The organism is Enterobacter cancerogenus, from assembly GCF_019047785.1.
Classification (GTDB): Bacteria; Pseudomonadota; Gammaproteobacteria; order Enterobacterales; family Enterobacteriaceae; genus Enterobacter; species Enterobacter cancerogenus.
Genome location: NZ_CP077290.1, coordinates 3,055,449 through 3,079,780, shown reverse-complemented (window position 1 = coordinate 3,079,780; position 24,332 = coordinate 3,055,449). Strand labels below are relative to the sequence as shown.

The 24,332-nt window shown below is 57.8% G+C and carries 19 protein-coding genes; 10 read left to right on the top strand and 9 right to left on the bottom strand.

Annotation, left to right across the window (positions count from 1 at the left end):
• Nucleotides 1-15: 15 nt before the first annotated feature.
• Both envZ and ompR read right to left on the bottom strand, forming a co-directional pair.
• The gene (gene envZ / locus I6L58_RS14450) at nt 16-1,362 is read right to left on the bottom strand and encodes a two-component system sensor histidine kinase EnvZ (RefSeq protein WP_058609488.1); all 1,347 of its coding nucleotides are present in this window, start codon (nt 1,360-1,362) and stop codon (nt 16-18) included.
• Entirely contained in the window at nt 1,359-2,078 is a 720-nt protein-coding gene (gene ompR / locus I6L58_RS14445; protein ID WP_006177890.1) for an osmolarity response regulator transcription factor OmpR, read from the bottom strand. Before ompR ends, envZ begins: the two co-directional genes overlap by 4 nt.
• Nucleotides 2,079-2,310: 232 nt before the next feature.
• Between ompR and greB the strand changes: the two genes are divergently transcribed.
• From greB to feoC, 5 genes are all read left to right on the top strand, one after another.
• On the top strand, nt 2,311-2,784 hold the full coding sequence (gene greB / locus I6L58_RS14440) for a transcription elongation factor GreB (protein WP_006177891.1): 474 nt from the start codon (nt 2,311-2,313) through the stop codon (nt 2,782-2,784).
• Nucleotides 2,785-2,871: 87 nt separating this feature from the next.
• Nucleotides 2,872-5,202 carry a Tex family protein gene (locus tag I6L58_RS14435; protein WP_088209224.1) on the top strand — a complete coding sequence of 777 codons (2,331 nt, stop codon included), beginning with the start codon at nt 2,872-2,874 and terminating at the stop codon, nt 5,200-5,202.
• Nucleotides 5,203-5,554: 352 nt separating this feature from the next.
• The gene (gene feoA / locus I6L58_RS14430; protein WP_006177893.1) at nt 5,555-5,782 is read left to right on the top strand and encodes a ferrous iron transporter A; all 228 of its coding nucleotides are present in this window, start codon (nt 5,555-5,557) and stop codon (nt 5,780-5,782) included.
• 30 nt (nt 5,783-5,812) lie between these two features.
• On the top strand, nt 5,813-8,131 hold the full coding sequence (gene feoB, locus I6L58_RS14425; protein ID WP_088209225.1) for a Fe(2+) transporter permease subunit FeoB: 2,319 nt from the start codon (nt 5,813-5,815) through the stop codon (nt 8,129-8,131).
• Between the two features lie 12 nt (nt 8,132-8,143).
• Nucleotides 8,144-8,380, top strand: coding sequence for a [Fe-S]-dependent transcriptional repressor FeoC (feoC, locus tag I6L58_RS14420; RefSeq protein ID WP_006177895.1), 237 nt, complete (start codon nt 8,144-8,146; stop codon nt 8,378-8,380).
• A 35-nt stretch (nt 8,381-8,415) separates the two neighbouring features.
• Here feoC and I6L58_RS14415 read toward each other — a convergent pair whose 3' ends face one another.
• A complete protein-coding gene (locus I6L58_RS14415; protein WP_006177896.1) occupies nt 8,416-8,685 on the bottom strand; it encodes a YdgH/BhsA/McbA-like domain containing protein in 270 nt (89 codons plus the stop codon).
• A gap of 111 nt (nt 8,686-8,796) precedes the next feature.
• A complete protein-coding gene (gene bioH, locus I6L58_RS14410; protein WP_088209226.1) occupies nt 8,797-9,570 on the bottom strand; it encodes a pimeloyl-ACP methyl ester esterase BioH in 774 nt (257 codons plus the stop codon).
• A gap of 35 nt (nt 9,571-9,605) precedes the next feature.
• On the opposite strand from bioH, the gene gntX reads away from it, so the two are divergent.
• The 3 genes from gntX to gntT all read left to right on the top strand — a co-directional run bounded on the left by gntX (nt 9,606) and on the right by gntT (nt 12,604).
• On the top strand, nt 9,606-10,289 hold the full coding sequence (gntX, locus tag I6L58_RS14405) for a DNA utilization protein GntX (RefSeq protein ID WP_088209227.1): 684 nt from the start codon (nt 9,606-9,608) through the stop codon (nt 10,287-10,289).
• Nucleotides 10,290-10,350: 61 nt separating this feature from the next.
• Entirely contained in the window at nt 10,351-10,926 is a 576-nt protein-coding gene (gene nfuA / locus I6L58_RS14400) for a Fe-S biogenesis protein NfuA (RefSeq protein ID WP_006177899.1), read from the top strand.
• Between the two features lie 361 nt (nt 10,927-11,287).
• Nucleotides 11,288-12,604 carry a gluconate transporter gene (gene gntT, locus I6L58_RS14395; RefSeq protein ID WP_006177901.1) on the top strand — a complete coding sequence of 439 codons (1,317 nt, stop codon included), beginning with the start codon at nt 11,288-11,290 and terminating at the stop codon, nt 12,602-12,604.
• Between the two features lie 86 nt (nt 12,605-12,690).
• On the opposite strand, the gene malQ is transcribed toward gntT, so the two are convergent.
• Together malQ and malP are read right to left on the bottom strand one after the other, a co-directional pair.
• Nucleotides 12,691-14,772: a 4-alpha-glucanotransferase gene (malQ, locus tag I6L58_RS14390; protein WP_088209228.1), complete on the bottom strand. Its 2,082-nt coding sequence runs from the start codon at nt 14,770-14,772 to the stop codon at nt 12,691-12,693.
• Between the two features lie 9 nt (nt 14,773-14,781).
• Nucleotides 14,782-17,175, bottom strand: coding sequence for a maltodextrin phosphorylase (gene malP, locus I6L58_RS14385; RefSeq protein ID WP_088209229.1), 2,394 nt, complete (start codon nt 17,173-17,175; stop codon nt 14,782-14,784).
• A 585-nt stretch (nt 17,176-17,760) separates the two neighbouring features.
• On the opposite strand from malP, the gene malT reads away from it, so the two are divergent.
• A complete protein-coding gene (malT, locus tag I6L58_RS14380) occupies nt 17,761-20,466 on the top strand; it encodes an HTH-type transcriptional regulator MalT (protein WP_006177905.1) in 2,706 nt (901 codons plus the stop codon).
• Nucleotides 20,467-20,527: 61 nt separating this feature from the next.
• Here malT and I6L58_RS14375 read toward each other — a convergent pair whose 3' ends face one another.
• Genes I6L58_RS14375 through glpE form a run of 3 tightly spaced genes read right to left on the bottom strand, consistent with a single transcriptional unit; the run spans nt 20,528 to nt 22,512 of the window.
• Nucleotides 20,528-21,286: a DeoR/GlpR family transcriptional regulator gene (locus tag I6L58_RS14375; protein ID WP_006177906.1), complete on the bottom strand. Its 759-nt coding sequence runs from the start codon at nt 21,284-21,286 to the stop codon at nt 20,528-20,530.
• 15 nt (nt 21,287-21,301) lie between these two features.
• On the bottom strand, nt 21,302-22,132 hold the full coding sequence (glpG, locus tag I6L58_RS14370) for a rhomboid family intramembrane serine protease GlpG (protein WP_088209230.1): 831 nt from the start codon (nt 22,130-22,132) through the stop codon (nt 21,302-21,304).
• A gap of 47 nt (nt 22,133-22,179) precedes the next feature.
• A complete protein-coding gene (gene glpE, locus I6L58_RS14365) occupies nt 22,180-22,512 on the bottom strand; it encodes a thiosulfate sulfurtransferase GlpE (protein ID WP_006177908.1) in 333 nt (110 codons plus the stop codon).
• 250 nt (nt 22,513-22,762) lie between these two features.
• Between glpE and glpD the strand changes: the two genes are divergently transcribed.
• Nucleotides 22,763-24,271, top strand: a complete 1,509-nt coding sequence (glpD, locus tag I6L58_RS14360; protein ID WP_088209231.1) for a glycerol-3-phosphate dehydrogenase — start codon at nt 22,763-22,765, stop codon at nt 24,269-24,271.
• The last annotated feature ends 61 nt before the right edge of the window (nt 24,272-24,332 follow it).

The window sequence follows — 24,332 nt, the reverse complement described above, 5'->3', positions numbered from 1 at the left end:
AGATGCCACCCTTTTTTAACTCTCTTTCACCTGCCCACGCGTTACCGGCACCGGTAGCCAGGCGCGAATGCTCAAACCGCCCCGCTCGCTGGTGCCAATCTCCAGCAACCCGTTATGGTTATCGACAATACGCTGCACAATCGCGAGGCCTAAACCCGTTCCGCTGGTACTGCGCGCACTGTCGCCGCGTACAAACGGCTGGAACAGGTGTTTACGCTGCTCAGGCTTAATGCCCGGACCATCGTCTTCCACCTGGAACCACGCGCGGTTAAGTTCTGAGCCGCTGCTGACCTTGATCCACCCGTTGCCGTATCGCGCCGCGTTAACCACCATATTGGCGACCGCACGCTTGATAGAGAGAGGATGCATACGCACCTGAATCTCGCCCGCCTGGAGGTCGGTATCAATTTCACGCTCGTAACCGCTCTCGGCGGCCACCACTTCACCCAGTACTGCGTTCAGGTCGGCCATTTCCATTGGCATCTCCTGCCCGGTGCGCAGGTAGTCAATGAACTGCTCGATAATGGCATTACACTCTTCGATGTCCTTGTTGATGGACTCGGCGAGATACCCGTCCTGCTCGCCCATCATCTCGGTTGCCAGACGAATACGCGTCAACGGAGTACGCAGGTCATGGCTCACACCCGCCATCAGCAGCGTGCGGTCGTCCGCCAGCTGCTTCACGCCTGCCGCCATGTGGTTAAAGGCGCGCGTCACCGAACGCACCTCCGACGCACCATACTCGCGCAGCGGCGGTGGAATAATCCCTTTACCGACCTGCAGCGCCGCGTGCTCCAGGTCGACCAGCGGTCGGTTCTGTATACGGATAAACAGCCACGCGCCCCCTATCGCCAGCAGCATGATCGCAAGGGTATAGCGGAACAGCGGAGAGAAGTCGCCCTGATGGATTTCAGTCAGCGGGACGCGCACCCAGATGTTGGGTGACAGCCAGGTTTTCAGCCAGACGACGGGCGAGCTTTTGTTGACCTCAACGCGCACTTCGGTTGGGCCACCCAGCTGCTGCGCCATTTGCTGGCTGAGGAATTCATAGTGCTGCGCCCAGCGCAGACCCGCGTCTTCCGCCGCCTCATTCGAGTAAAGCGAAATACCCAGTTCACGGTAGATTTCACGGCGAAACGCCGGAGGGACAACTAACTGCGTGCCGTCCTCCAGCTGCAGTTTATCGGTCATCAGCATACGGACTTCGTACGCCAGAACCTTATTAAACTGCTGGAGGCTCGGCAGGATCGCAAAGTTCAGCACCACCAGGTAGGTTGTCACCAGGCTGACAAACAGCAAGGTGACAATCAGGAGCAGAGTGCGGGCAAACGAGCTTCGCGGTGAGAAGCGCATTCGCCTCATGCTTTAGCGCCGTCCGGGACAAAGACGTAGCCCAGACCCCATACGGTCTGAATGTAACGAGGATGCGCCGGATCTTCTTCCACCATGCGGCGCAGACGGGAGATCTGCACGTCGATGGAACGTTCCATTGCGGAGTATTCGCGGCCACGCGCCAGGTTCATCAGCTTATCGCGGGAGAGCGGCTCACGCGGGTGGCTCACCAGCGCTTTCAGGACGGCAAACTCACCGCTGGTCAGCGGCATTGGCTCGTCTTCACGGAACATCTCGCGGGTACCGAGGTTCAGCTTAAACTTGCCGAAGGCGATAACCGCCTCTTCCTGCGACGGTGCGCCAGGCAGTTCGTTCGCCTGACGGCGCAGCACGGCGCGGATACGGGCCAGCAGCTCGCGCGGGTTGAACGGTTTTGGAATGTAGTCGTCAGCGCCGATCTCCAGGCCCACGATACGGTCAACTTCTTCGCCCTTCGCCGTCACCATGATGATCGGCATCGGGTTGCTCTGGCTACGCAGGCGGCGGCAAATAGAGAGGCCGTCTTCGCCCGGCAGCATCAGGTCGAGGACCATCAGGTGGAAGGATTCGCGAGTCAGCAGACGGTCCATCTGCTCGGCGTTCGCCACGCTACGAACCTGGAAGCCCTGCTCGGTCAGATAACGTTCGAGCAGCGCGCGCAGGCGCATGTCGTCATCCACGACCAGAATTTTATAGTTCTCTTGCATTATGTGTACTCCCAAAGGTTCGGATCGTTTAATAACAGCGTATTCTAAAAAAGTGCACGTATTCGACCAGCGAATTCTGGTATAAATTCTAGTCGAAATTGTTACAAAGCATATTTAACAGCAGCTTATCTGCACACATCATCACATAACCCCTTATTTACACTGTCTGTTATTTTATGTGATACGTAATGTGCGAAAGGTTTGCAACGATGTCGAGTCAGAAGGTCACACCATGAAAACGCCCCTGATCACCCGCGAAGGGTACGAGAAGCTCAAAAAAGAGATGGATTACCTGTGGCGCGAAGAGCGTCCGGAAGTGACCAAAAAAGTCACCTGGGCTGCGAGCCTGGGCGATCGCAGCGAAAATGCTGACTACCAGTACAACAAAAAGCGGCTGCGCGAAATCGACCGCCGCGTACGCTACCTGACGAAATGCCTCGAACACCTCAAAATCGTCGATTACTCCCCGCAGCAGGAGGGCAAAGTGTTCTTTGGCGCGTGGGTGGAAATAGAGAATGACGACGGCGATACCCTGCGTTTTCGGATTGTCGGCTACGATGAAATTTTTGGTCGTAAGGATTACATCTCCATCGATTCCCCCATGGCCCGCGCCCTGCTGAAAAAGGAAGTGGGCGATTTAGCCGTTGTCCAGACCCCTGGCGGGGAAGCGAGCTGGTACGTGAACGAAATCGAGTACGTTAAATAGTCCGAGAGCGCCCTCCGCGGCTGGCATTTTTTCGTGTCAGCCCGTATAACTATCCCCTGATTTTTCGACCCAACAGATGATAAAGCCATGATGAAAGAGTCGCTCTGCCGCATTATTGCGGGTGATATTCAGGCCAGAGCCGAACAGGTAGAAGCTGCCGTTCGCCTGCTTGATGAAGGGAACACCGTGCCGTTTATTGCACGTTATCGTAAGGAAGTCACCGGTGGTCTGGATGACACACAGCTGCGTAATCTGGAGACCCGCCTGGGCTACCTGCGCGAGCTGGAAGACCGACGTCAGGCCATCCTGAAATCCATCGGCGAGCAGGGCAAACTGACCAGCGATCTGGAAAAAGCCATTAACGGCACCCTCAGCAAAACCGAATTAGAAGATCTCTATCTACCGTACAAACCGAAGCGCCGCACGCGCGGGCAGATTGCGATCGAAGCAGGTCTTGAGCCGCTGGCCGATCTGCTGTGGAACGACCCCTCTCACGATCCGGACACCGAAGCCGCGAAATTTATCGACGCCGATAAAGGCGTGGCGGACACCAAGGCTGCGCTCGATGGCGCACGCTATATTCTGATGGAGCGCTTCTCTGAAGACGCGGCGCTGCTCGCCAAAGTGCGTGATTATCTGTGGAAGAATGCCCACATCGTCTCGACCGTTGTCAGCGGTAAAGAGGAGGAAGGCGCGAAGTTTCGCGACTACTTCGACCATCACGAACCGATTTCTACCGCGCCGTCGCACCGCGCGCTGGCCATGTTCCGCGGCCGCAACGAAGGCGTATTGCAGCTCTCCCTGAATGCCGACCCTCAGTTCGACGAGCCGCCAAAAGAGAGCCACTGCGAGCAGATCATCATCGACCACCTCGGCCTGCGCCTGAACAACGCCCCGGCAGATGCCTGGCGTAAAGGCGTGGTGAGCTGGACGTGGCGCATTAAGGTGCTGATGCACCTCGAAACCGAGCTGATGGGTACCGTGCGCGAGCGTGCGGAAGACGAGGCGATCAACGTCTTTGCCCGTAACCTGCACGACCTGCTGATGGCCGCGCCGGCGGGCCTGCGCGCGACCATGGGCCTCGATCCGGGCCTGCGTACCGGCGTGAAAGTGGCGGTGGTTGACGGGACCGGCAAGCTGGTCGCGACCGACACCATCTATCCGCATACCGGCCAGGCAGCCAAAGCGGCTGTTGCGGTAGCGGCGCTTTGCGAGAAGTACAACGTTGAGCTGGTTGCCATCGGTAACGGCACCGCGTCACGCGAAACCGAGCGTTTCTACCTGGATGTACAGAAGCAGTTCCCGAAAGTCACGGCGCAGAAGGTCATCGTCAGCGAAGCGGGCGCGTCCGTTTATTCCGCGTCCGAACTGGCGGCGCAGGAGTTCCCGGATCTCGACGTTTCACTGCGCGGTGCCGTCTCAATTGCCCGCCGTCTGCAGGATCCGCTGGCGGAGCTGGTGAAGATAGACCCGAAATCCATCGGCGTGGGCCAGTATCAACACGACGTGAGCCAGACGCAGCTGGCACGCAAGCTGGATGCGGTAGTAGAAGACTGTGTTAACGCCGTCGGCGTAGACCTCAACACCGCTTCCGTTCCCCTGCTGACGCGCGTAGCGGGCTTAACCCGCATGATGGCGCAGAACATTGTGGCCTGGCGCGACGAGAACGGTCAGTTCAAGAACCGCCAGCAGCTCCTGAAGGTGAGCCGTCTGGGGCCGAAAGCCTTTGAGCAGTGCGCGGGCTTCCTGCGTATCAACCATGGCGACAACCCGCTGGATGCGTCCACCGTTCACCCGGAAGCCTATCCTGTCGTGGAACGTATTCTGGCGGCCACCCAGCAGGCGCTGAAAGATCTGATGGGCGATAACAGCGCGCTGCGTAATCTGAAAGCGGTCGATTTCACCGACGAACAGTTCGGCGTGCCGACCGTGACGGACATCATCAAAGAGCTGGAAAAGCCGGGCCGCGATCCGCGTCCTGAGTTTAAAACCGCCACCTTTGCTGACGGCGTCGAAACCATGAACGACCTGCTGCCGGGCATGGTGCTGGAAGGCGCAGTGACTAACGTCACCAACTTTGGTGCGTTTGTCGATATCGGTGTGCATCAGGATGGCCTGGTCCATATCTCCTCCCTCGCCGACAAGTTCGTGGAAGATCCGCACACCGTGGTCAAAGCGGGCGACATCGTGAAGGTGAAGGTGCTGGAAGTGGATCTGCAGCGCAAGCGTATCGCCCTGACCATGCGTCTGGACGAGCAACCTGGCGAAACCAACGCGCGCCGTGGCAGCAACGGCGGTGGCCGCGAACAGCAGCGCCCGGCGACCAAAGCGGCAAAACCACGCGGACGCGAGGCACAACCGGCTGGCAACAGCGCGATGATGGATGCGCTGGCGGCGGCAATGGGTAAGAAGCGCTAAGTGACTAAACGCCCGGTGGCGCGACGTTTACCGGGCATGAGTTTTTGTAGGCCGGGCAAACGCAGTGCCGCCCGGCATACAGATCGCAGAAAATTAAATAATTAAGTCCTCACTCATTTATCAAAAATATGAAACCGGTTGTATATCCGTATATACACCACTATTTATCACATCTTTAACAAATAACCCTTTTGCGCTTCATTTCTTAAAATCACTAATATTGAGCAAGGTCAAACTGGCGCGAAATTAATTGCGCCGACAACATCCCGTCACATTTTTATTATTGCTGATAAAAACTATTCTCATTATCATCCTGTAGTAGATTATTTAACCTTCCGTGGAATCAGGCATTATGCAATTTACACCAGACAGTGCATGGAAAATTACCGGTTTTACCCGTGAAATTAGCCCGGCCTATCGGCAGAAGCTGCTGTCGTTGGGCATGCTCCCCGGCTCGTCATTCCAGGTCGTACGCGTTGCGCCCCTGGGCGATCCCGTTCATATCGAAACCCGACGCGTCAATCTGGTATTGCGTAAAAAAGACCTCGCATTAATTGAAGTCGAATCCTTATCCCGATAACACGCCAGCGGTTTCAGTGAGTCTATTACAATGAAAAAATTAACTATTGGCTTAATTGGCAATCCTAATTCCGGCAAGACAACCTTATTTAACCAGCTTACCGGCGCACGTCAGCGCGTGGGGAACTGGGCAGGCGTAACGGTAGAACGAAAAGAGGGTCAATTCACGACCACGGATAATCAGGTAACGTTAGTTGACCTGCCCGGCACCTATTCGTTAACCACCATCTCTTCGCAAACCTCGCTCGATGAGCAGATCGCCTGCCACTATATTTTGAGCGGCGATGCAGACTTACTGATTAACGTCGTGGACGCCTCCAACCTGGAGCGTAACCTCTACCTGACGCTGCAGCTGCTTGAGCTGGGCATTCCCTGCATCGTCGCGCTCAACATGCTCGACATTGCGGAAAAGCAGAATCTGCGTATTGATATCGACGCGCTCTCCGCCCGTCTGGGCTGCCCGGTGGTGCCGCTGGTTTCGACCCGCGCTCGCGGCATTGATGCCCTGAAGCTGGCGATTGACCGTCATACCGGAAACAGCGACGTTGAGCTGGTGCATTACGCCCGGCCGCTGCTGCGCGAAGCCAGCGCCCTGGCACAGGCAATGGACGGCACCCTGCCCGCCCGCCAGCGCCAGTGGCTCGGCCTGCAGATGCTGGAAGGCGATATTTACAGCCGCGCCTATGCAGGCAACGCGGCGGATAAGCTGGACGTTGCGCTGGCGCGTCTCAACGACGAACTCGACGACCCGGCTCTGCATATCGCGGATGCGCGCTATCAGGCCATCGCGGCCATTTGCGACGTGGTCAGCAACGCGTTAACGGCAGAACCGAGCCGCTTTACCGCCGCGATTGATAAAATTGTCCTCAATCGTTTCCTCGGCCTGCCCGTTTTCCTGCTCGTGATGTACCTCATGTTCCTGCTCGCCATTAACATCGGCGGTGCGTTACAGCCTATTTTCGACGCCGGATCGGTTGCGATCTTCGTGCACGGCATTCAGTGGCTGGGTTACACCCTGCACTTCCCGGAATGGCTGACCATCTTCCTCGCCCAGGGCCTGGGCGGCGGTATCAATACCGTTCTGCCGCTGGTGCCGCAGATTGGCATGATGTACCTGTTCCTCTCCTTCCTTGAGGACTCCGGCTACATGGCCCGCGCCGCGTTCGTGATGGACCGCCTGATGCAGGCGCTGGGCCTGCCGGGTAAATCCTTCGTACCGCTGATTGTCGGCTTCGGCTGCAACGTCCCGTCGGTGATGGGCGCGCGCACGCTCGATGCCCCACGTGAACGTCTGATGACCATCATGATGGCGCCGTTTATGTCCTGCGGCGCACGACTGGCTATCTTTGCGGTCTTTGCGGCGGCCTTTTTTGGCCAGCAGGGTGCGCTGGCGGTCTTCTCGCTGTACGTGCTGGGCATCGTGATGGCGATCCTGACCGGCCTGATGCTCAAACACACCATCATGCGCGGTGAAGCGTCGCCGTTTGTGATGGAACTGCCGGTTTACCACGTGCCGCATCTTAAGAGCCTGGTGATCCAGACCTGGCAGCGCCTGAAAGGCTTCGTACTGCGTGCCGGTAAAGTTATCGTGATTGTCAGTATTTTCCTGAGCGCGTTGAACAGTTTTACCCTGAGCGGACAAGCGGCAGATAACATCAACGACTCCGCGCTGGCCTCCGTCAGCCGCGTCATCACACCGGTGTTCAAACCGATTGGCGTGCATGAAGATAACTGGCAGGCGACCGTGGGCCTGTTCACCGGGGCGATGGCAAAAGAGGTGGTTGTGGGTACGCTCAACACCCTCTACACCGCTGAAAACATTCAGGAGCAGGAGTTTAACCCGGCAGAGTTTCACCTCGGTGACGAGTTGCTCGGCGCGGTGGATGAGACCTGGCAGAGCCTGAAAGACACCTTTAGCCTGAGCGTTCTGGCAAACCCCATCGAAGCCAGTAAAGGCGACGGCGAAATGGCCACCGGTGCCATGGGCGTGATGAGCGAGAAGTTTGGCAGCGCGTCAGCGGCCTACAGCTACCTGATCTTCGTGCTGCTGTACATTCCGTGCATCTCCGTGATGGGGGCGATTGCCCGTGAATCCAGCCGCGGCTGGATGGGCTTCTCCGTACTGTGGGGGCTTAACATCGCCTACTCGCTGTCGACGGTGTTTTATCAGGCGGCTAACTTCAGCCAGCATCCGCGCTACAGCCTGGTCTGCATTCTGGCGGTGATCCTGTTCAACGTGGTCGTGATCGGCCTGCTGCGTCGGGCGCGTAGCCGCGTTGACGTTAACCTGCTGGCGACCCGTAAAACCCCCGCTACCTGCTGCAACAGCCCGGCTGGCGACTGTCATTAAGAGGTGAACACCATGGCATCGTTAATTCAGGTTCGGGATTTACTGGCATTACAGGGACGGATGGAGGCAAAACAGCTGAGCATCAACCTGCATACGCCGCAACCGATGATCGATGCCATGCTGGAAAGGCTCGAAGCCATGGGGAAAGCCGTGCGTATTCAGGAAGAGCCGAACGATTGCCTGTCGGGCAGTTGCAAAAGCTGTCCTGAAGGAAAGGCCTGCCTCAGGGAGTGGTGGGCGCTGCGTTAAGCGAGAGCCGGGCGTAACTGCCCGGCTCTGTTGTATTACTTAAAGACTTCAGCCGTAGCATGCACGTTTTTGGTGTCTTTCTGCGCGCTGGTAATCACGTAGTATTTTCCGCCCAGCTCATCCGCTTTTTTGGACAGCTCGCGCTTCGCATCCATCGGTGCTGTGGTGTCAGACGTGGTGATCTCCCCCACCTTGGTCAGATTCATCTCTTTGACCTTATCTTTTTGCAGCTCTTCTGCCGCAAACACGCCAAATGACAGAGACCCAATAACCAGAGAAGTGACAATACCTGTAACAAGTTTCATAACCCGACTCTCCTTAGGATTGTTGTTTTGATTATCGTAGGCAAAACAACCGCAACGACACCTTGAGTATTGTTGCGGTGCGGCATTTTTGCCAGGCGGGTGAGAAATCAGTCAGGCCACACGTTGACGTAGCGCAACGAGCGCAGACACGATCTCCTCAGGATGAGAGATAAACGGCGCATGGGCGGCTTTCGCCACTACCAGCGATTCACTTTCCGGCCAAATCGCATCAAGCAGAGGAACAACTTTGCGCGGCACCAGGCCATCAAGATAGCCGTAGATCCTCAGGTGCGGCAGCGCCAGTGAGGCAAGCGGTTCACGCAGATCGACCGTTCTCAGGATTTCCAGCCCGCCGTTGAGGACCGCCACGTCCGGCATCGGCAGAGCGAGCACGGTCTGTTTCAGCGTACGCGCATCCTGACGCGCCGTTTCCGTGCCCATCGTCTGTAGCGCCAGAAAACGCTCCACCGTGCGCTGGAAATCAGCGCTCAACTGCTGCTGGAACCCGGCCAACACCTCCGGTTTGATCCCCGGCCATGCATCATGCGCGCTGAAACAGGGCGACGAGGCCACGGTGACCAGCGCCTGCACGCGTTCGGGATGGGTAAGCGCAATCTGGCTCGCCACCAGCCCGCCCAGGCTCCAGCCCAGCCAGATGGCGTTTTGCGGCGCCGCGTCCAGGACCTCGTTTGCCATCTCAGCAAGCGTCATCGCACCATAGCCGCTGCTGCGGCCATAGCCGGGCAAATCCACCAGATGCAGTGTAAAATGCGAGGCCAGTTCCTCACTTACGCAACGCCACACTTCGGCGTTCAGTCCCCATCCGTGCAGCAGCACAAGATGACAATTTCCCGTCCCAACGGTCTGCCACCACAGCGTCTTCATCAGCTATCGTTCTCTTTTTGACATGGAGGTTGTCTATGCTAACAGCGCCCGGCTTGTGCTGGCTATGCCGAATGCCGCTTACGCTGAGCGGATGGGGCATCTGTTCTGTCTGTACGCGCTCGCTGCAAGGGCGTATCAGCGGCTGCCCGCAATGTGGTTTACCGGCGACTAGCCCGCAGCTCCCGTGCGGCCGCTGCCTGAAAAAACCGCCGCCGTGGTGTGCCCTGGTGGCAGTAGACCACTACGTTCCGCCCCTGAGCGGTCTGATTCATTCCCTGAAGTTTTCCAGTCAGAGTTCGCTGGCGCGCCCCCTCGCCCGTCTGCTGCTGCTGGCGCTTTTACAGGCGCGACGCACGCGCCAGCTACCAGGCGTGGACATGATCATGAACGTGCCCCTGTATCGCCGTCGCCACTGGCGGCGAGGCTACAACCAAAGCGACCTGCTTTGCCGTCCGCTCGCCCACTGGCTCGGGTGTCGTTACCCTTCCTCAGCATTAACGCGCGTTCAGGCCACCGCGACCCAGCACCGGCTCAACGCGCGGCTGCGCAAACGAAACCTGAAAAATGCCTTTCGCCTTGAATTGCCGGTCAACGGCCTCCATATCGCGCTGGTGGATGATGTCGTCACCACGGGCAGCACCGTCGCCGAACTTTCACGGCTGCTTTTGCAAAGCGGCGCCGCGTCGGTTCAGGTATGGTGTCTGTGCCGTACCTTGTAGCCCTTCTTCAATGGGCGTATGATTATACCCAGGTAATTTAGTCAACTATTAGGCCAAAGCTATGATCCGTATTTCCGATTCTGCACAAGCGCACTTTGCCAAACTGCTGGCAAATCAGGAAGAAGGGACGCAGATCCGCGTGTTTGTGATCAATCCAGGCACTCCGAATGCAGAATGTGGTGTCTCTTATTGTCCACCGGACGCCGTGGAAGCAACCGACACTGCCCTTAAATTTGAGCAGCTCACGGCCTATGTCGATGAGCTGAGCGCGCCGTATCTTGAGGATGCGGAGATTGATTTTGTCACAGACCAGCTGGGTTCCCAGCTGACCCTGAAAGCACCGAACGCGAAAATGCGTAAAGTGTCTGACGATGCTCCGCTGATGGAACGCGTGGAGTACATGTTGCAGTCCCAGATTAACCCACAGCTGGCCGGCCACGGTGGTCGCGTCACCCTGATGGAAATCACCGAAGATGGCCTGGCTATTCTTCAGTTCGGCGGCGGCTGTAACGGCTGTTCTATGGTTGACGTGACGCTGAAAGAAGGGATCGAGAAGCAGCTGCTGAACGAGTTTCCTGAGCTGAAAGGCGTGCGTGACCTGACCGAACACCAGCGCGGCGAGCACTCTTACTACTAAGCCGTCTGCCTTTGCCCGGTGGCGCTGCGCTTACCGGGCCTACAGTGACGCTGCACATTTTGATTCGTAAGCCGGGTAAGGCGAAGCCGCCGCCCGGCTTTTGTTTGCCCGCCTCTCCCCTCTGTATATGTTGACCTGCGTCTCATTATTTAAATTTTGCCTGCCTGGGTGATTCTCAATCACGTCATGTTACCCGTATCATTCCTGCGGACACTAAACATACCCATAACAGCCGACTAAACTTAATCGTTTCACAGGCGACCGTATTAGTGCCGTTAACGCTCTGTTCCCAGTTGGGACAATCGGAATTTGTCGTTGAAACAATGACGTTACCCATAACAATTCAAAGGCCAGGTAAATCATGCCATTAGTCATCGTCGCTATCGGTGTTGTGTTATTACTGCTCTTGATGATCCGTTTCAAACTGAACGGATTTATCGCTCTGGTTCTGGTGGCACTTGCAGTCGGTCTGATGCAAGGCATGCCGCTGGTAAAAGTTATCAGCTCAATTAAAGCCGGCGTCGGCGGCACGCTCGGCAGCCTGGCGTTGATCATGGGCTTTGGTGCCATGCTCGGCAAAATGCTGGCGGACTGCGGTGGCGCGCAGCGTATTGCCACCACGCTGATTGCCAAATTCGGCAAACAGCACATTCAGTGGGCGGTGGTATTAACCGGTTTTACCGTCGGTTTCGCGCTGTTCTATGAGGTGGGCTTCGTCCTGATGTTGCCATTGGTGTTCACCATCGCGGCGGCGGCCAACATCCCATTACTGTTCGTCGGTGTGCCAATGGCGGCTGCGCTGTCCGTGACCCACGGCTTCCTGCCTCCGCACCCGGGCCCAACCGCTATCGCGACCATCTTCCACGCCGATATGGGTAAAACCCTGCTGTTCGGTACCATCCTGGCGATCCCGACCGTGATTCTGGCCGGTCCGGTATTTGCCCGCTTCCTGAAAGGCATTGATAAGCCGATCCCGGAAGGTCTCTACAGCGCCAAAACCTTCACCGAAGAGGAGATGCCTGGCTTTGGCGTCAGCGTCTGGACCTCGCTGGTGCCGGTGATCCTGATGGCGATGCGCGCGATTGCCGAGATGGTTCTGCCGAAAGGTCACGCGTTCCTGAGCGTGGCGGAGTTCCTGGGCGACCCGGTCATGGCGACGCTGATTGCCGTTCTGATTGCGATGTTCACCTTCGGCCTGAACCGTGGCCGTTCAATGGACCAGATCAACGACACGCTGACCTCGTCCATCAAAATCATCGCCATGATGCTGCTGATCATCGGCGGTGGCGGTGCGTTCAAGCAGGTTCTGGTGGACAGCGGCGTGGACAAATACATTGCGTCCATGATGCATGCCACCAACCTGTCCCCGCTGTTTATGGCATGGTTTATCGCAGCCGTTTTGCGTATCGCGCTGGGTTCCGCAACCGTTGCGGCCATCACGGCCGGTGGCATCGTGGCACCGCTGATCGCCACCACGGGCGTCAGCCCGGAGCTGATGGTTATCGCGGTAGGTTCCGGCAGCGTGATTTTCTCCCACGTCAACGATCCGGGCTTCTGGCTGTTCAAGGAGTACTTCAACCTGACGATCGGTGAAACCATCAAGTCCTGGTCCATGCTGGAAACCATTATCTCCGTGTGCGGCCTGGTCGGGGTTCTGCTGCTGAATATGGCTATCTGATGTAAAAAAGCCGGGTGGCGCTAACGCTTACCCGGCCTACATTCTATTCCCTCTCCCTTTGGGAGAGGGTTAGGGTGAGGGAAAAATCACCGCTTCTTAGTTAACGCTCTTCTGCGCTTATCCAGATCTTTAATCAGCCTGTTCACCCCGTCATCAGTAAACATCGCTTCCAGACCCACGGACAGCTTGCGCCGCCAGTTCTTGTACTGATAGCTGGTGCCCGGGATGTTTACCGGCTCCGCCATATCAATCCAGTCCTCCGGCTGTAGACCCAGCAACGCGCTGTTGCTGTCGGCAATATAGCGCTGTAACCCGCGGTTGAGCGTGGACGTCATCGCCATCAGCGATGCCTTATGCCCGGCGCGTTTCGGCAGACAGCCGTGCTTGTGCAGCGCATCCAGCAGCCCCTGTTTCGCCAGCTCGCGATCCTGGTACAGACCGCGTAAAACCACCTCATCTGGATACAGCCCCAGCGTTTTGCCGAGCGTCAGGTCGCCGCTTTCCCAGTAGCCACGAAGCGTAGGAAGGTCATGCGTCGTCGCGACTGCCATTGATTGTTCCGGGTACGCTTTCGGCGCGCGGAAGGTTTTCTCATGGTCGCTCTCAAAATAAAGCACTTTGTAGGAATACACGCCGCTGTCACGCAGCTTGCTGACGATTTCCACCGGCACGGTACCGAGATCTTCGCCGATCACCATACACTGATGACGTTTACTCTCCAGCGCCAGGATCGACAACAGATCGTCCACCGGGTACTGCACGTATGCCCCGTGATCGGCCGTTTCACCATACGGGATCCACCACAGGCGCAGCACCGACATAACATGGTCAATGCGCAGCGCGCCGCAGTTCTGCATATTCGCGCGCAGCAGATCGATGAACGGCTGGTAGGCGCGAGCGGCCATGACGTGCGGATCCATCGGCGGCAGACCCCAGTTCTGGCCCAGCGGGCCGAGGATGTCCGGCGGCGCGCCCACGGAGGCTTTCAGGCAGTAAAGCTCGCGGTCGCACCAGGTTTCCGCCCCGCCCTCTGCCACGCCAACCGCCAGATCACGGTACAGGCCAATCGGCATGTTATAGCCCTGGCTCACCTGCCAGCAGGCGGCAAACTGGCTGTACGCCAGCCACTGCAGCCAGAGGTAAAAATCCACTTCGTCGGCATATTTTTTACAGAAGGCTTTTACTTCTGGGGTATCCACCCGTTGATACGCCTTCGGCCATACCGGCCAGCCCCAGCGCATCTCGTCTTCCTTCACCTGGTAGGCGTGCAGCGCATCGAACGCCGCCTGCCAGTAAAGGCTCTCGCCCTCCCGGTCTACAAACTGACGGAAAGCGGCCATCTGCTCGTCATCGCGCTTCGCAAACCCCTTCCACGCCAGGCGCAGCGCGGCCATTTTCAGCGAGGTGACGGCAGAGTAGTCCACCCACTCGGCGTCGCGTGCCTGCTTCAGCATCTGCTGCGTGGTCTCCAGCCTCCACCACGCCTGCGCCTCTTTGCTGTTTTTGAAATCATCCAACGCGTTAACGTCGATATAAATGACGTTTAGCCAGCGACGCGAAGACGGGCTGTACGGGCTGGCGCTTTCCGGGTTCGCCGGATAGAGCGCGTGGATTGGGTTGAGGCCGATAAACGCCCCGCCGCGCTCACCCACTGACGAGAGCATCTTTTTCAAATCGCCGAAGTCGCCGATGCCCCAGTTACTGTCGGAGCGCAGCGTGTAGAGCTGTACGCAGGCACCCCACAGCTTTTTGCCCTCCACCAGCGCCTGCGGCTCATAGCAGCGCTTCGGCGCAACGATCACCCGGCAGGCGAACGGCTTGTCATTCTGGGTGAGCGTTAACGTGTGGTAGCCCTCCGGCAGTTTTGCCGGAAGGGTAAAGCGTTTGCCGCCGGTGGCGTGGCCTGTGTGCGCCTGCCCCGCTTCGGTAGTGAGCTGCCAGCTAAACTCGCCGCGCCCCTCCACCGTCAGCGACATTTTTTTGCCCGCGGTAAAAACCTTGACGTTCGGCACCGGGGAGGCCGACGCTTTCGCGCCGGTGTTGTGCATGGCATCCAGCAAACGTCTTTTGGTTTCAGCGCCAATAGACTGTGGTTTGCCGTGAGCATTAATGTAACTGAGGCTTATCCCCGCCGCCTGCGCGGCGCTATCCAGACGTTTACTCTCCATCGCGCTTCCTTAGCGTTTTGCCTGCCAGATACGAGCCTGATAGTCACGGATTGAGCGGTCAGAGCTGAACATGCCGCAGCGGGCGGTATTCAGGATACACGCGCGGGTCCAGGCCTCCTGGTCGCGGTACAGCACATCGACCTGCTTTTGCGCATCCACGTAGGCCGTGAAGTCCGCCATCACCAGGTACGGGTCGCCGCCCTGTTTGCCCATGCTGTGCAGCATCTGGTCGAACGCGTGCTTGTCGCCGTCGCTGTATTTACCGCTCTCCAGCTCTTTCAGTACCGCATCCAGCACTTTGTCTTTTTTACGCCACTTCACCGGGTCGTAGCCTTTGGCTTTGATGGCTTTCACTTCTTCAACAGTATGGCCGAAGATAAAGATGTTCTCTTCCCCAACCTTCTCGGCGATTTCGACGTTCGCACCGTCCAGGGTGCCGACGGTCAGCGCGCCGTTCAGCGCGAGCTTCATGTTGCCCGTACCGGAGGCTTCTTTACCCGCCGTTGAGATCTGCTCAGAGATATCCGCCGCCGGGATCAGCATTTCCGCCGCCGAGACGCAGTAGTCCGGCAGGAACACCACCTTCAGCTTGTCGCCCACCTTCGGATCGTTGTTGATCGCCGCCGCAACCTTATTAATGGCGAGGATGATGTTTTTCGCCAGATAGTAGCCCGGCGCGGCTTTCGCACCGAACAGGAACACGCGCGGCACGCGGTCGGCCTGCGGATTCTCGCGGATCTCCTTGTACAGCGCCAGAATGTGCAGCAGGTTCAGGTGCTGGCGCTTGTACTCGTGCAGGCGCTTAATCTGGATATCAAAAATAGCGTTCGGGTTGATCTCAATTCCGGTGCGCATCTTCACAAACGCCGCCAGGCGAACTTTGTTCTCCCGCTTGATGGCGCGGTACTGCTCGCGGAATTTGGCGTTGTCGGCCTGTTTTTCCAGACTGATGAGCTGGTCCAGATCGTTGGCCCACTCTTTCTTCAGCGTCTTGTCCAGCAGGCCCGCCAGCAGCGGGTTGCACTGCTTGATCCAGCGGCGCGGTGTGATGCCGTTGGTCACGTTGTGGAATTTGGTCGGCCACAGCTGGTGGTATTCCGGGAACAGATCTTTCACCACCAGGTCGGAGTGCAGCGCCGCCACGCCGTTGACCGCAAAGCCGCTCACCACGCACATGTTCGCCATGCGCACCTGTTTGTCATACACCACGGCCAGCTTCGCCCAGACGGCGTTATCACCCGGCCAGGTTTTCTCCACCAGCGTTTTAAACTGGTCGTTAATCGTGTTGATGATCTGCATGTGGCGCGGCAGCAGGGTTTTCACCAGCTTCTCATCCCAGCACTCCAGCGCTTCCGGCATCAGGGTGTGGTTGGTGTAGGCAAAGGTGCGGCTGGTAATCGCCCAGGCGTCATCCCAGCTCAGCTGATGCTCGTCGATCAGCACGCGCAGCAGCTCAGGGATCGCAATCGTCGGGTGCGTGTCGTTGAGCTGAATCACTTCGAAGTCCGGCAACTGTGCCAGCTTACGGCCCGCCAGATGATGACGGCGCAGAATATCCGCCACGGAGCAGGCGCACTGGAAGTACTGCTGCATCAGGCGCAGCTTTTTACCCGCCAGATGGTTGTCGTTCGGGTAGAGCACTTTAGTCAGTTTTTCGGCGTCGATGCCCTGCTGCTCGGCACGCAGGAAATCGCCGTCGTTGAATTTGGTCAGGTTGAACGGATGCGCGTGCTTCGCCTGCCACAGGCGCAGCGGCTGAGAGACGCCGTTACGGTAACCGAGCACCGGCAGGTCCCAGGCTTCACCGGTAAGAGTAAACGCTGGCTCCCAGAGGCCTTGCTTCGAGACTTTCCCGCCAATGCCCACCTGCACATCCAGCTGCGCGTTATGGCGGAACCACGGATAGGTGTTGCGATGCCAGTCATCCGGCGCTTCCATCTGATGCCCGTCGGCGAACGACTGACGGAACAGGCCGTACTGATAGTTCAGGCCATAACCAATGGCCGACTGGCCGACGGTCGCCATGGAGTCGAGGAAGCAGGCCGCCAGACGCCCCAAACCGCCGTTGCCCAGCGCCGGGTCGGTCTCTTCTTCCAGCAGGTCGGTCAGGTTAACGTCGTGCTCTTTCAGCACATCGCCCACCTCCTGATACCAGCCGAGGTTAAGAAGGTTGTTGCCGGTGAGGCGCCCAATCAGGAATTCCATCGAAATATAGTTCACGTGACGCTGGCCTTTAACGGGCTTCGCCACCGGCTGAGCATCCAGTTGCTCTGCGAGCGCACCGCTCACCGCCTGCCACCACTGGTGGGGCGTCATTTCGTTTGCAGCATGAAGGCCAAAACGCTGCCACTGACGCGTCAGGGCAGCCTGAAATTGAGCTTTGTTGAAGGTAGGCTGTGACATAGGGAATCGGCATCCTGTAGAGAGAAAATTAACCACTGGCGCTAGTGTGCCTGGCTCATTACGCCACTTCCTCCTCCCGTAAAGGATTAGCCAGGGAGGAGTAGCGGGGATGAGCAGAAAAGTGTGATCGAGGCCACTTTGCGCGCCAGGCGGCAGTGTGCGTTGAAGGCGAGAAGATAACCGGGAAGAGTGTCAAAAAAATGAAATGCCGTTTCGTAAGAAATTAATTCACGTCGAAATGATTACTTACAGAGAATACGCTTTTTGCAATTAAGGGGTTTCTCAGAGAAGTATTACGCCTGCTGAACATTACCCAAACTTAATTAACGCGGGCGTGATTATCCCGTTATGAAACCCGTTTCAGCGTAAGCGCATGTCATGCAAACAATCCAGCATCCATGCGGCATGTGGGCCATTTTTAAAAAGTTCCGCCGCCTGCCGGAATGTTTTGTGACACAGTGCAAATTCAGAGGCACAAAACCCAGACATAACTTGCAATAGTTCTTCTATTCACCGACCTTATATCTATTAATTACGAAGCGCAAAAAAAATAAATTTCTCGTTCCCCACAGTGAAGTGAAAACTATGTTGATTCCGTCCAAATTAAGTCGCCCGGTTCGCCTCGACCACACGGTGGTCCGCGAGCGTCTGCTGGCTAAACTTTCCGGCGCGCATAATTTCCGACTGGCGCTGGTGACGAGCCCTGCAGGTTATGGAAAGACAACGCTCATTTCACAGTGGGCGGCGGGCAAAAGCGATCTCGGCTGGTACTCCCTTGATGAGGGCGATAACCAGCAGGAGCGTTTTGCCAGTTATTTAATTGCTGCCCTTCAGCAGGCCACCAACGGCCACTGCGTAGCCAGCGAAGTGATGGTGCAAAAACGCCAGTACGCCAGCCTGTCTTCCCTTTTCTCACAGCTCTTTATTGAACTGGCCGAATGGCATCGTCCGCTGTACGTGGTGATTGATGATTACCATCTGATCACCAACCCGGTTATTCATGAGTCGATGCGCTTTTTCCTGCGCCATCAGCCGGAAAATCTCACCCTGGTGGTGCTGTCGCGCAATTTACCGCAGCTCGGCATCGCAAACCTGCGCGTGCGCGATCAGCTTCTCGAGGTGGGCAGCCAGCAGCTGGCCTTTACCCATCAGGAAGCCAAACAGTTCTTTGACTGCCGCCTGACCTCCCCGATTGAAGCCTCCGAGAGCAGCCGTCTGTGCGATGACGTTGCCGGCTGGGCGACCGCCCTGCAGCTCATTGCCCTCTCTGCGCGACAAAATAACAGCCCGACGCATCAGTCCGCGCGTCGTCTGGCGGGCATCAATGCCAGCCATCTGTCGGATTATCTGGTGGACGAGGTGCTGGACAGCGTTGATCCCTCTACCCGTAACTTCCTGCTCAAAAGCTCCCTGCTGCGCTCCATGAACGACGCGCTGATTATGCGCGTCACCGGCACGGAAAACGGCCAGCTTCAGCTCGAAGAGATTGAACGTCAGGGACTCTTTCTGACGCGGATGGACGATCCCGGCGAATGGTTCAGCTATCACCCGCTGTTTGGCAGCTTCCTGCGCCAGCGCTGCCAGTGGGAGCTGGCCGCCGAACTGCCGCAGATCCACCGCGCCGCCGCCGAGAGCTGGATGGCTCAGGGCTTCCCAAGCGAGGCGATCCACCATGCGCTGGCCGCCGGTGATGCCAACATGCTGCGCGATATTCTGCTCAACCATGCGTGGGGGCTGTTTAACCACAGCGAACTGACGCTGCTTGAAGAGTCGTTAAAAGCGCTGCCGTGGGAAAGCCTGCTGGAAAACCCGCGTCTGGTGCTGCTGCAGGCCTGGCTGATGCAGAGCCAGCATCGCTACAGCGAAGTGAATACGCTGCTGGCGCGCGCCGAGCAGGAGATGGAAAGCGAGATGGACGCCACCCTGCACGGCGAGTTCAACGCGCTGCGCGCCCAGGTGGCTATCAACGATGGCGACCCGGAAGAGGCCGAACGTCTGGCGATGGTCGCGCTGGACGAACTGCCGCTGGCGAACTTCTACAGCCGCATTGTGGCGACCTCGGTACACGGGGAAGTGCTGCACTGCAAGGGCGACCTGACGCGCTCGCTGTCACTGATGCAGCAAACCGAACAGATGGCGCGCCGCCATGACGTGTGGCATTACGCGCTGTGGAGCCTGATCCAGCAAAGCGAGATTTTATTCGCGCAGGGGTTCCTGCAGGCCGCCTGGGAGAACCAGGAAAAAGCCTTCCAGCTTATTCGTGAGCAGCATCTGGAACAGCTGCCGATGCACGAGTTCCTGCTGCGCATTCGCGCTCAGCTGCTGTGGGCGTGGTCGCGTCTGGACGAGGCAGAAAGCGCCGCGCGTCAGGGCGTGAACGTGCTATCCAGCTTCCAGCCGCAGCAGCAGCTGCAATGCCTGGCGCTGCTGGTGCAATGCTCGCTGGCGCGCGGGGATTTGGACAATGCGCGCAACCATCTTAACCGCCTGGAAAACCTGCTCGGCAACGGCCAGTACCACAGCGACTGGGTTTCCAACGCCGATAAGGTCCGGGTGATTTACTGGCAGATGACCGGCGACAAAAAATCCGCCGCCAACTGGCTGCGCCACACGCCGAAACCTGAATTTGCTAATAACCACTTCCTGCAAAGCCAGTGGCGAAACATTGCCCGCGTGCAGATCCTGCTCGGTGAATTTGAGCCTGCCGAAATTGTGCTGGAAGAGTTGAACGAAAACGCCCGCAGCCTGCGCCTGATGAGCGATCTGAACCGTAACCTGCTGCTGCTCAACCAGCTTTACTGGCAGGCGGGTCGCAAAAACGACGCGCAGCGCGTGCTGCTGGAAGCGCTGCAGCTGGCTAACCGCACCGGGTTTATCAGCCACTTTGTGATTGAGGGTGAAGTGATGGCGCAACAGCTGCGCCAGCTGATTCAGCTCAACACGCTGCCGGAGCTGGACCAGCACCGCGCCCAGCGCATTCTGCGTGAGATTAATCAGCATCATCGGCACAAGTTCGCCCATTTTGACGAGAATTTCGTCGAACGTTTGCTGAACCACCCTGAAGTGCCGGAACTTATCCGCACCAGTCCGCTCACCCAGCGTGAATGGCAGGTGCTGGGGCTGATCTATTCAGGGTACAGCAATGAGCAGATTGCCGGCGAGCTGGCCGTAGCGGCGACGACCATTAAGACGCACATCCGTAATCTGTATCAGAAGCTCGGCGTGGCGCATCGTCAGGATGCGGTGCAGCATGCGCAGCAGCTGCTGAAGATGATGGGGTACGGTGTGTAAGCCTCTGCGGTCTGATGCCCTCACCCCGACCCTCTCCCACAGGGAGAGGGAGAAAGACCGATCAACACAACTCTAACTGCAAATTATTATCTTTAATCACCTGCAACACGCCCGCCGGGGGCATCACGTCGGTGTAAAGCGCGTTGACCATGCTGATGCTGCCCATATTCACCATCGCGTTTCGGCCAAACTTGGAGTGGTCCGCCACCAGCATCACGTGGCGTGAATTCTCAATGATCGCACGCTTGGTGCGAACTTCGTGGTAATCAAACTCCAGCAGCGAGCCGTCGCTGTCGATACCGCTGATCCCCAGAATGCCGAAATCGAGGCGGAACTGAGAGATGAAATCGAGCGTCGCTTCGCCGATGATCCCGCCATCGCGGCTGCGCAGTTCGCCACCCGCAAGAATGATGCGGAAATCATCTTTCTGCATCAGGGTATTGGCGACGTTCAGGTTGTTGGTGACCACGCGCAGGTTCTCGTGTTGCAGCAGCGCGTGCGCAACCGCCTCTGGCGTGGTACCGATATCAATAAACAGCGTCGCGCCGTTGGGGATCTGGCTGGCGACCTTACGCGCAATGCGCTCTTTCTCCGCCGTTTGTGTCGCCTTACGGTCGTGCCAGGAGGTGTTCACCGAGCTGGACGGCAGCGCCGCCCCACCGTGATGGCGCAGAATACGGCTTTGATCGGCCAGGTCGTTTAAATCGCGACGAATGGTTTGCGGGCTGACGGCAAACTGCTCCACCAGCTCTTCGGTACTGACGTATCCCTGTTTTTTTACCAGTTCGATAATGGCGTCATGACGCTGCGTTTGTTTCATGAAATATCCCTGGAATTATGTTCGTTTTCGCGCATGGAGCGTGTCGGCGAAGGCCATCGCTAGCCCGACGGCCAGACCGGTGACGTGGGCACCGTTGGCAATGGACATACCAAACAGATCAAACCATCCGGCAATAAGCCATATTAACGCAAAGGCGATTAATCCGCGCTGCAGATAGATGCCGCTGTCCGGATCGCGCTCGCCCCTGAGCCAGACGTACCCCATCAGGGCGTAGACCACGCCGGACAGGCCGCCGAACCATGGCCCGCTGAATTTATGCTGCACATAGCCGCTCAGCAGGGCGCTAATCACGGTAAGCACAATCAGCTTGCCGCTGCCCAGTCGCTTCTCAACGATACCGCCGAGGTACCACCACCACAGCAGGTTGAAGAGAATATGCATCACCGAGAAGTGCATCAGCGTGTGGGTGAAGTAACGCCAGACGTCAAACTGCAGGGAGGGATCGTACGGCCACGCCAGCGCAAGCATCACGGGCTGGTCGCCGACCACGTTCATAATGATAAAGACCAGAATACAGGCCGCCATCAGCAGCAGCGTAAACGGCCCGGCGCGTTCGCGCAGCGTGGCGATAAAAGGAAAACGACGGTATTGCAGCCCGCTTCCCGTCTGGCCGGACTGCCAGCTCGCGGCGAGGTAGCGCGGGTCGGCGGGATTCTCAAGGAAACGCGCCAGCTCCTCGTTGACGCGTGCGGCCTGGCTTTCGTCGGCGAGCCAGACGTCGGTTTGCGTATGCTGCTGAAGGGTAAGGATAACGCCCTGCGTCGCCATATAGTCGACAAACGCCTGGGCGACGCGCGGGTTGGTAAAGGAGGTGATCATCAACATGGGCGGCGGTCGCTTATTTCCACACAAAAGAGGACAGTATAGCGAGATCAGCGCTCAAACGCGTACTCAACTTCTGCCGGGAAATGGCGATGCCAGGCATCGAAGCCGCCATCAACGCTGTACACCGCATCGTAACCCTGCTGAAGCAGGTACTGCGCCGCGCCTTTGCTGCTGTTGCCGTGGTAGCACATCACCATCACCGGCGTTTCGAAGTCGTTATCGCGCATAAACGCGCCCAGCGTGTCGTTGGTGAGGTGGAACGCGCCCGGCGTATGGCCCATCGCAAAGCTCTGCGGATCGCGGATGTCCACCAGCACCGCTTTTCCCTGGTGCATCTTCTGGTGGGCTTCTTCTACGTTAATACATTCAAACTGATCCATGGTGTTCTCTTTATGTTGTTCAGGTTGGGTGCGCTCTGATGCCCTCACCCCAGCCCTCTCCCACAGGGAGAGGGAGAAAAGTTGGCCGCACTATTTTACCCCGTAGTGTACGTCCTGGCGGCGGGTAAACGCCATTATGTTATCCATATCACTCTAAATTGTTTTTTTGATGTTACCAAAGGCGCGTTCCTTTGCTATTATGAGCGATATCGAACATTTCTGAGCTTTAACGAAAGTGCATGAGGGTGTTATGGAAACCAAAGATCTGATTGTGATAGGCGGGGGCATCAACGGTGCCGGTATTGCGGTTGATGCCGCAGGACGCGGTTTATCCGTGCTGATGCTGGAAGCTAACGATCTCGCCTGCGCGACGTCGTCCGCCAGCTCCAAACTGATTCATGGCGGCCTGCGCTACCTGGAACACTACGAATTCCGTCTGGTCAGTGAAGCCTTAGCTGAACGCGAAGTGCTGCTGAAGATGGCGCCGCATCTGGCGATCCCGATGCGCTTTCGTCTGCCGCATCGCCCGCATCTGCGCCCGGCGTGGATGATCCGCATCGGCCTGTTTATGTACGATCATCTCGGCAAACGCACCAGCCTGCCGGGATCGAACGGCTTGCGTTTTGGCTCAGAATCGGTCCTGAAACCTGAAATCGTGCGCGGATTCGAATATTCCGACTGCTGGGTGGACGATGCGCGTCTGGTGCTGGCCAATGCGCAAATGGTCGAGAAGAAAGGTGGCGAGGTGAAAACCCGCACCCGCGCTACCGCGGCCCGCCGTGAAAACGGCCTGTGGATTGTGGAAGCGGAAGACGCGGATACCGGCGAGAAATTCAGCTGGAAAGCGCGCGGCCTGGTGAACGCCACCGGTCCGTGGGTGAAACAGTTCTTTGATGACGGTATGCACCTGCCTTCGCCTTACGGTATCCGCCTGATTAAAGGCAGCCACATCGTTGTGCCGCGCGTCCATACGCAGAAGCAGGCGTATATCCTGCAGAACGAAGACAAGCGCATCGTGTTTGTGATCCCGTGGATGGATGAGTTCTCCATCATCGGCACCACCGACGTGGAGTACAAAGGCGATCCGAAACACGTCGAGATCGACGAGAGCGAAGTGAACTACCTGCTGAAGGTGTATAACGCGCACTTTAAGAAACAGCTGGCGCGTGATGACGTGGTCTGGACCTACTCCGGCGTGCGTCCGCTGTGCGATGACGAATCCGATTCGCCGCAGGCCATCACCCGCGATTACACGCTCGATATTCATGACGTGGACGGCCAGGCTCCGCTGCTGTCGGTCTTTGGCGGCAAGCTCACCACCTACCGCAAGCTGGCCGAGCACGCGCTGGAAAAACTGGCCCCGTACTATAAAGGCATCGGCCCGGCATGGACCAAAGAGGCGGTACTGCCCGGCGGTGATATTGGCGATAACCGCGATGATTTCGCGGCGAAGCTGCGCCGTCGCTATCCGTTCATTACCGAAGGCATGGCGCGCCACTACGCCCGTACGTATGGCAGCAATACCGACCTGATCCTCGGTGACGCGAAAACGCTGGCGGATCTGGGCGAGCATTTCGGCCATGAGCTGTACGAAGCCGAGCTGCGCTATCTGGTGGAGCACGAATGGGTGCGCCGTCTGGAAGATGCCATCTGGCGTCGTACCAAAGAAGGGATGTGGCTTAACGCCGAGGAGCAGTCGCGCGTGGCGCAGTGGCTGGCACAACATGCGGGAAAGCGTGAGTTGTCACTCGCGTCCTGAGGGTAAAAAGAATGCCCGGTGGCGCTGCGCTTACCGGGCCTACAGGATCGAGTAGGCCGGG

Coding starts and splice junctions, on each gene's coding strand:
- I6L58_RS14375 (WP_006177906.1), bottom strand. CDS start 21,286: ATGAAACAAACGCAGCGTCATGACGCCATTATCGAACTGGTAAAAAAA.
- envZ (WP_058609488.1), bottom strand. CDS start 1,362: ATGAGGCGAATGCGCTTCTCACCGCGAAGCTCGTTTGCCCGCACTCTG.
- nfuA (WP_006177899.1), top strand. CDS start 10,351: ATGATCCGTATTTCCGATTCTGCACAAGCGCACTTTGCCAAACTGCTG.
- I6L58_RS14415 (WP_006177896.1), bottom strand. CDS start 8,685: ATGAAACTTGTTACAGGTATTGTCACTTCTCTGGTTATTGGGTCTCTG.
- glpD (WP_088209231.1), top strand. CDS start 22,763: ATGGAAACCAAAGATCTGATTGTGATAGGCGGGGGCATCAACGGTGCC.
- feoC (WP_006177895.1), top strand. CDS start 8,144: ATGGCATCGTTAATTCAGGTTCGGGATTTACTGGCATTACAGGGACGG.
- malP (WP_088209229.1), bottom strand. CDS start 17,175: ATGTCACAGCCTACCTTCAACAAAGCTCAATTTCAGGCTGCCCTGACG.
- bioH (WP_088209226.1), bottom strand. CDS start 9,570: ATGAAGACGCTGTGGTGGCAGACCGTTGGGACGGGAAATTGTCATCTT.
- greB (WP_006177891.1), top strand. CDS start 2,311: ATGAAAACGCCCCTGATCACCCGCGAAGGGTACGAGAAGCTCAAAAAA.
- glpG (WP_088209230.1), bottom strand. CDS start 22,132: ATGTTGATGATCACCTCCTTTACCAACCCGCGCGTCGCCCAGGCGTTT.
- gntX (WP_088209227.1), top strand. CDS start 9,606: ATGCTAACAGCGCCCGGCTTGTGCTGGCTATGCCGAATGCCGCTTACG.
- I6L58_RS14435 (WP_088209224.1), top strand. CDS start 2,872: ATGATGAAAGAGTCGCTCTGCCGCATTATTGCGGGTGATATTCAGGCC.
- ompR (WP_006177890.1), bottom strand. CDS start 2,078: ATGCAAGAGAACTATAAAATTCTGGTCGTGGATGACGACATGCGCCTG.
- malQ (WP_088209228.1), bottom strand. CDS start 14,772: ATGGAGAGTAAACGTCTGGATAGCGCCGCGCAGGCGGCGGGGATAAGC.
- feoA (WP_006177893.1), top strand. CDS start 5,555: ATGCAATTTACACCAGACAGTGCATGGAAAATTACCGGTTTTACCCGT.
- feoB (WP_088209225.1), top strand. CDS start 5,813: ATGAAAAAATTAACTATTGGCTTAATTGGCAATCCTAATTCCGGCAAG.
- glpE (WP_006177908.1), bottom strand. CDS start 22,512: ATGGATCAGTTTGAATGTATTAACGTAGAAGAAGCCCACCAGAAGATG.
- gntT (WP_006177901.1), top strand. CDS start 11,288: ATGCCATTAGTCATCGTCGCTATCGGTGTTGTGTTATTACTGCTCTTG.
- malT (WP_006177905.1), top strand. CDS start 17,761: ATGTTGATTCCGTCCAAATTAAGTCGCCCGGTTCGCCTCGACCACACG.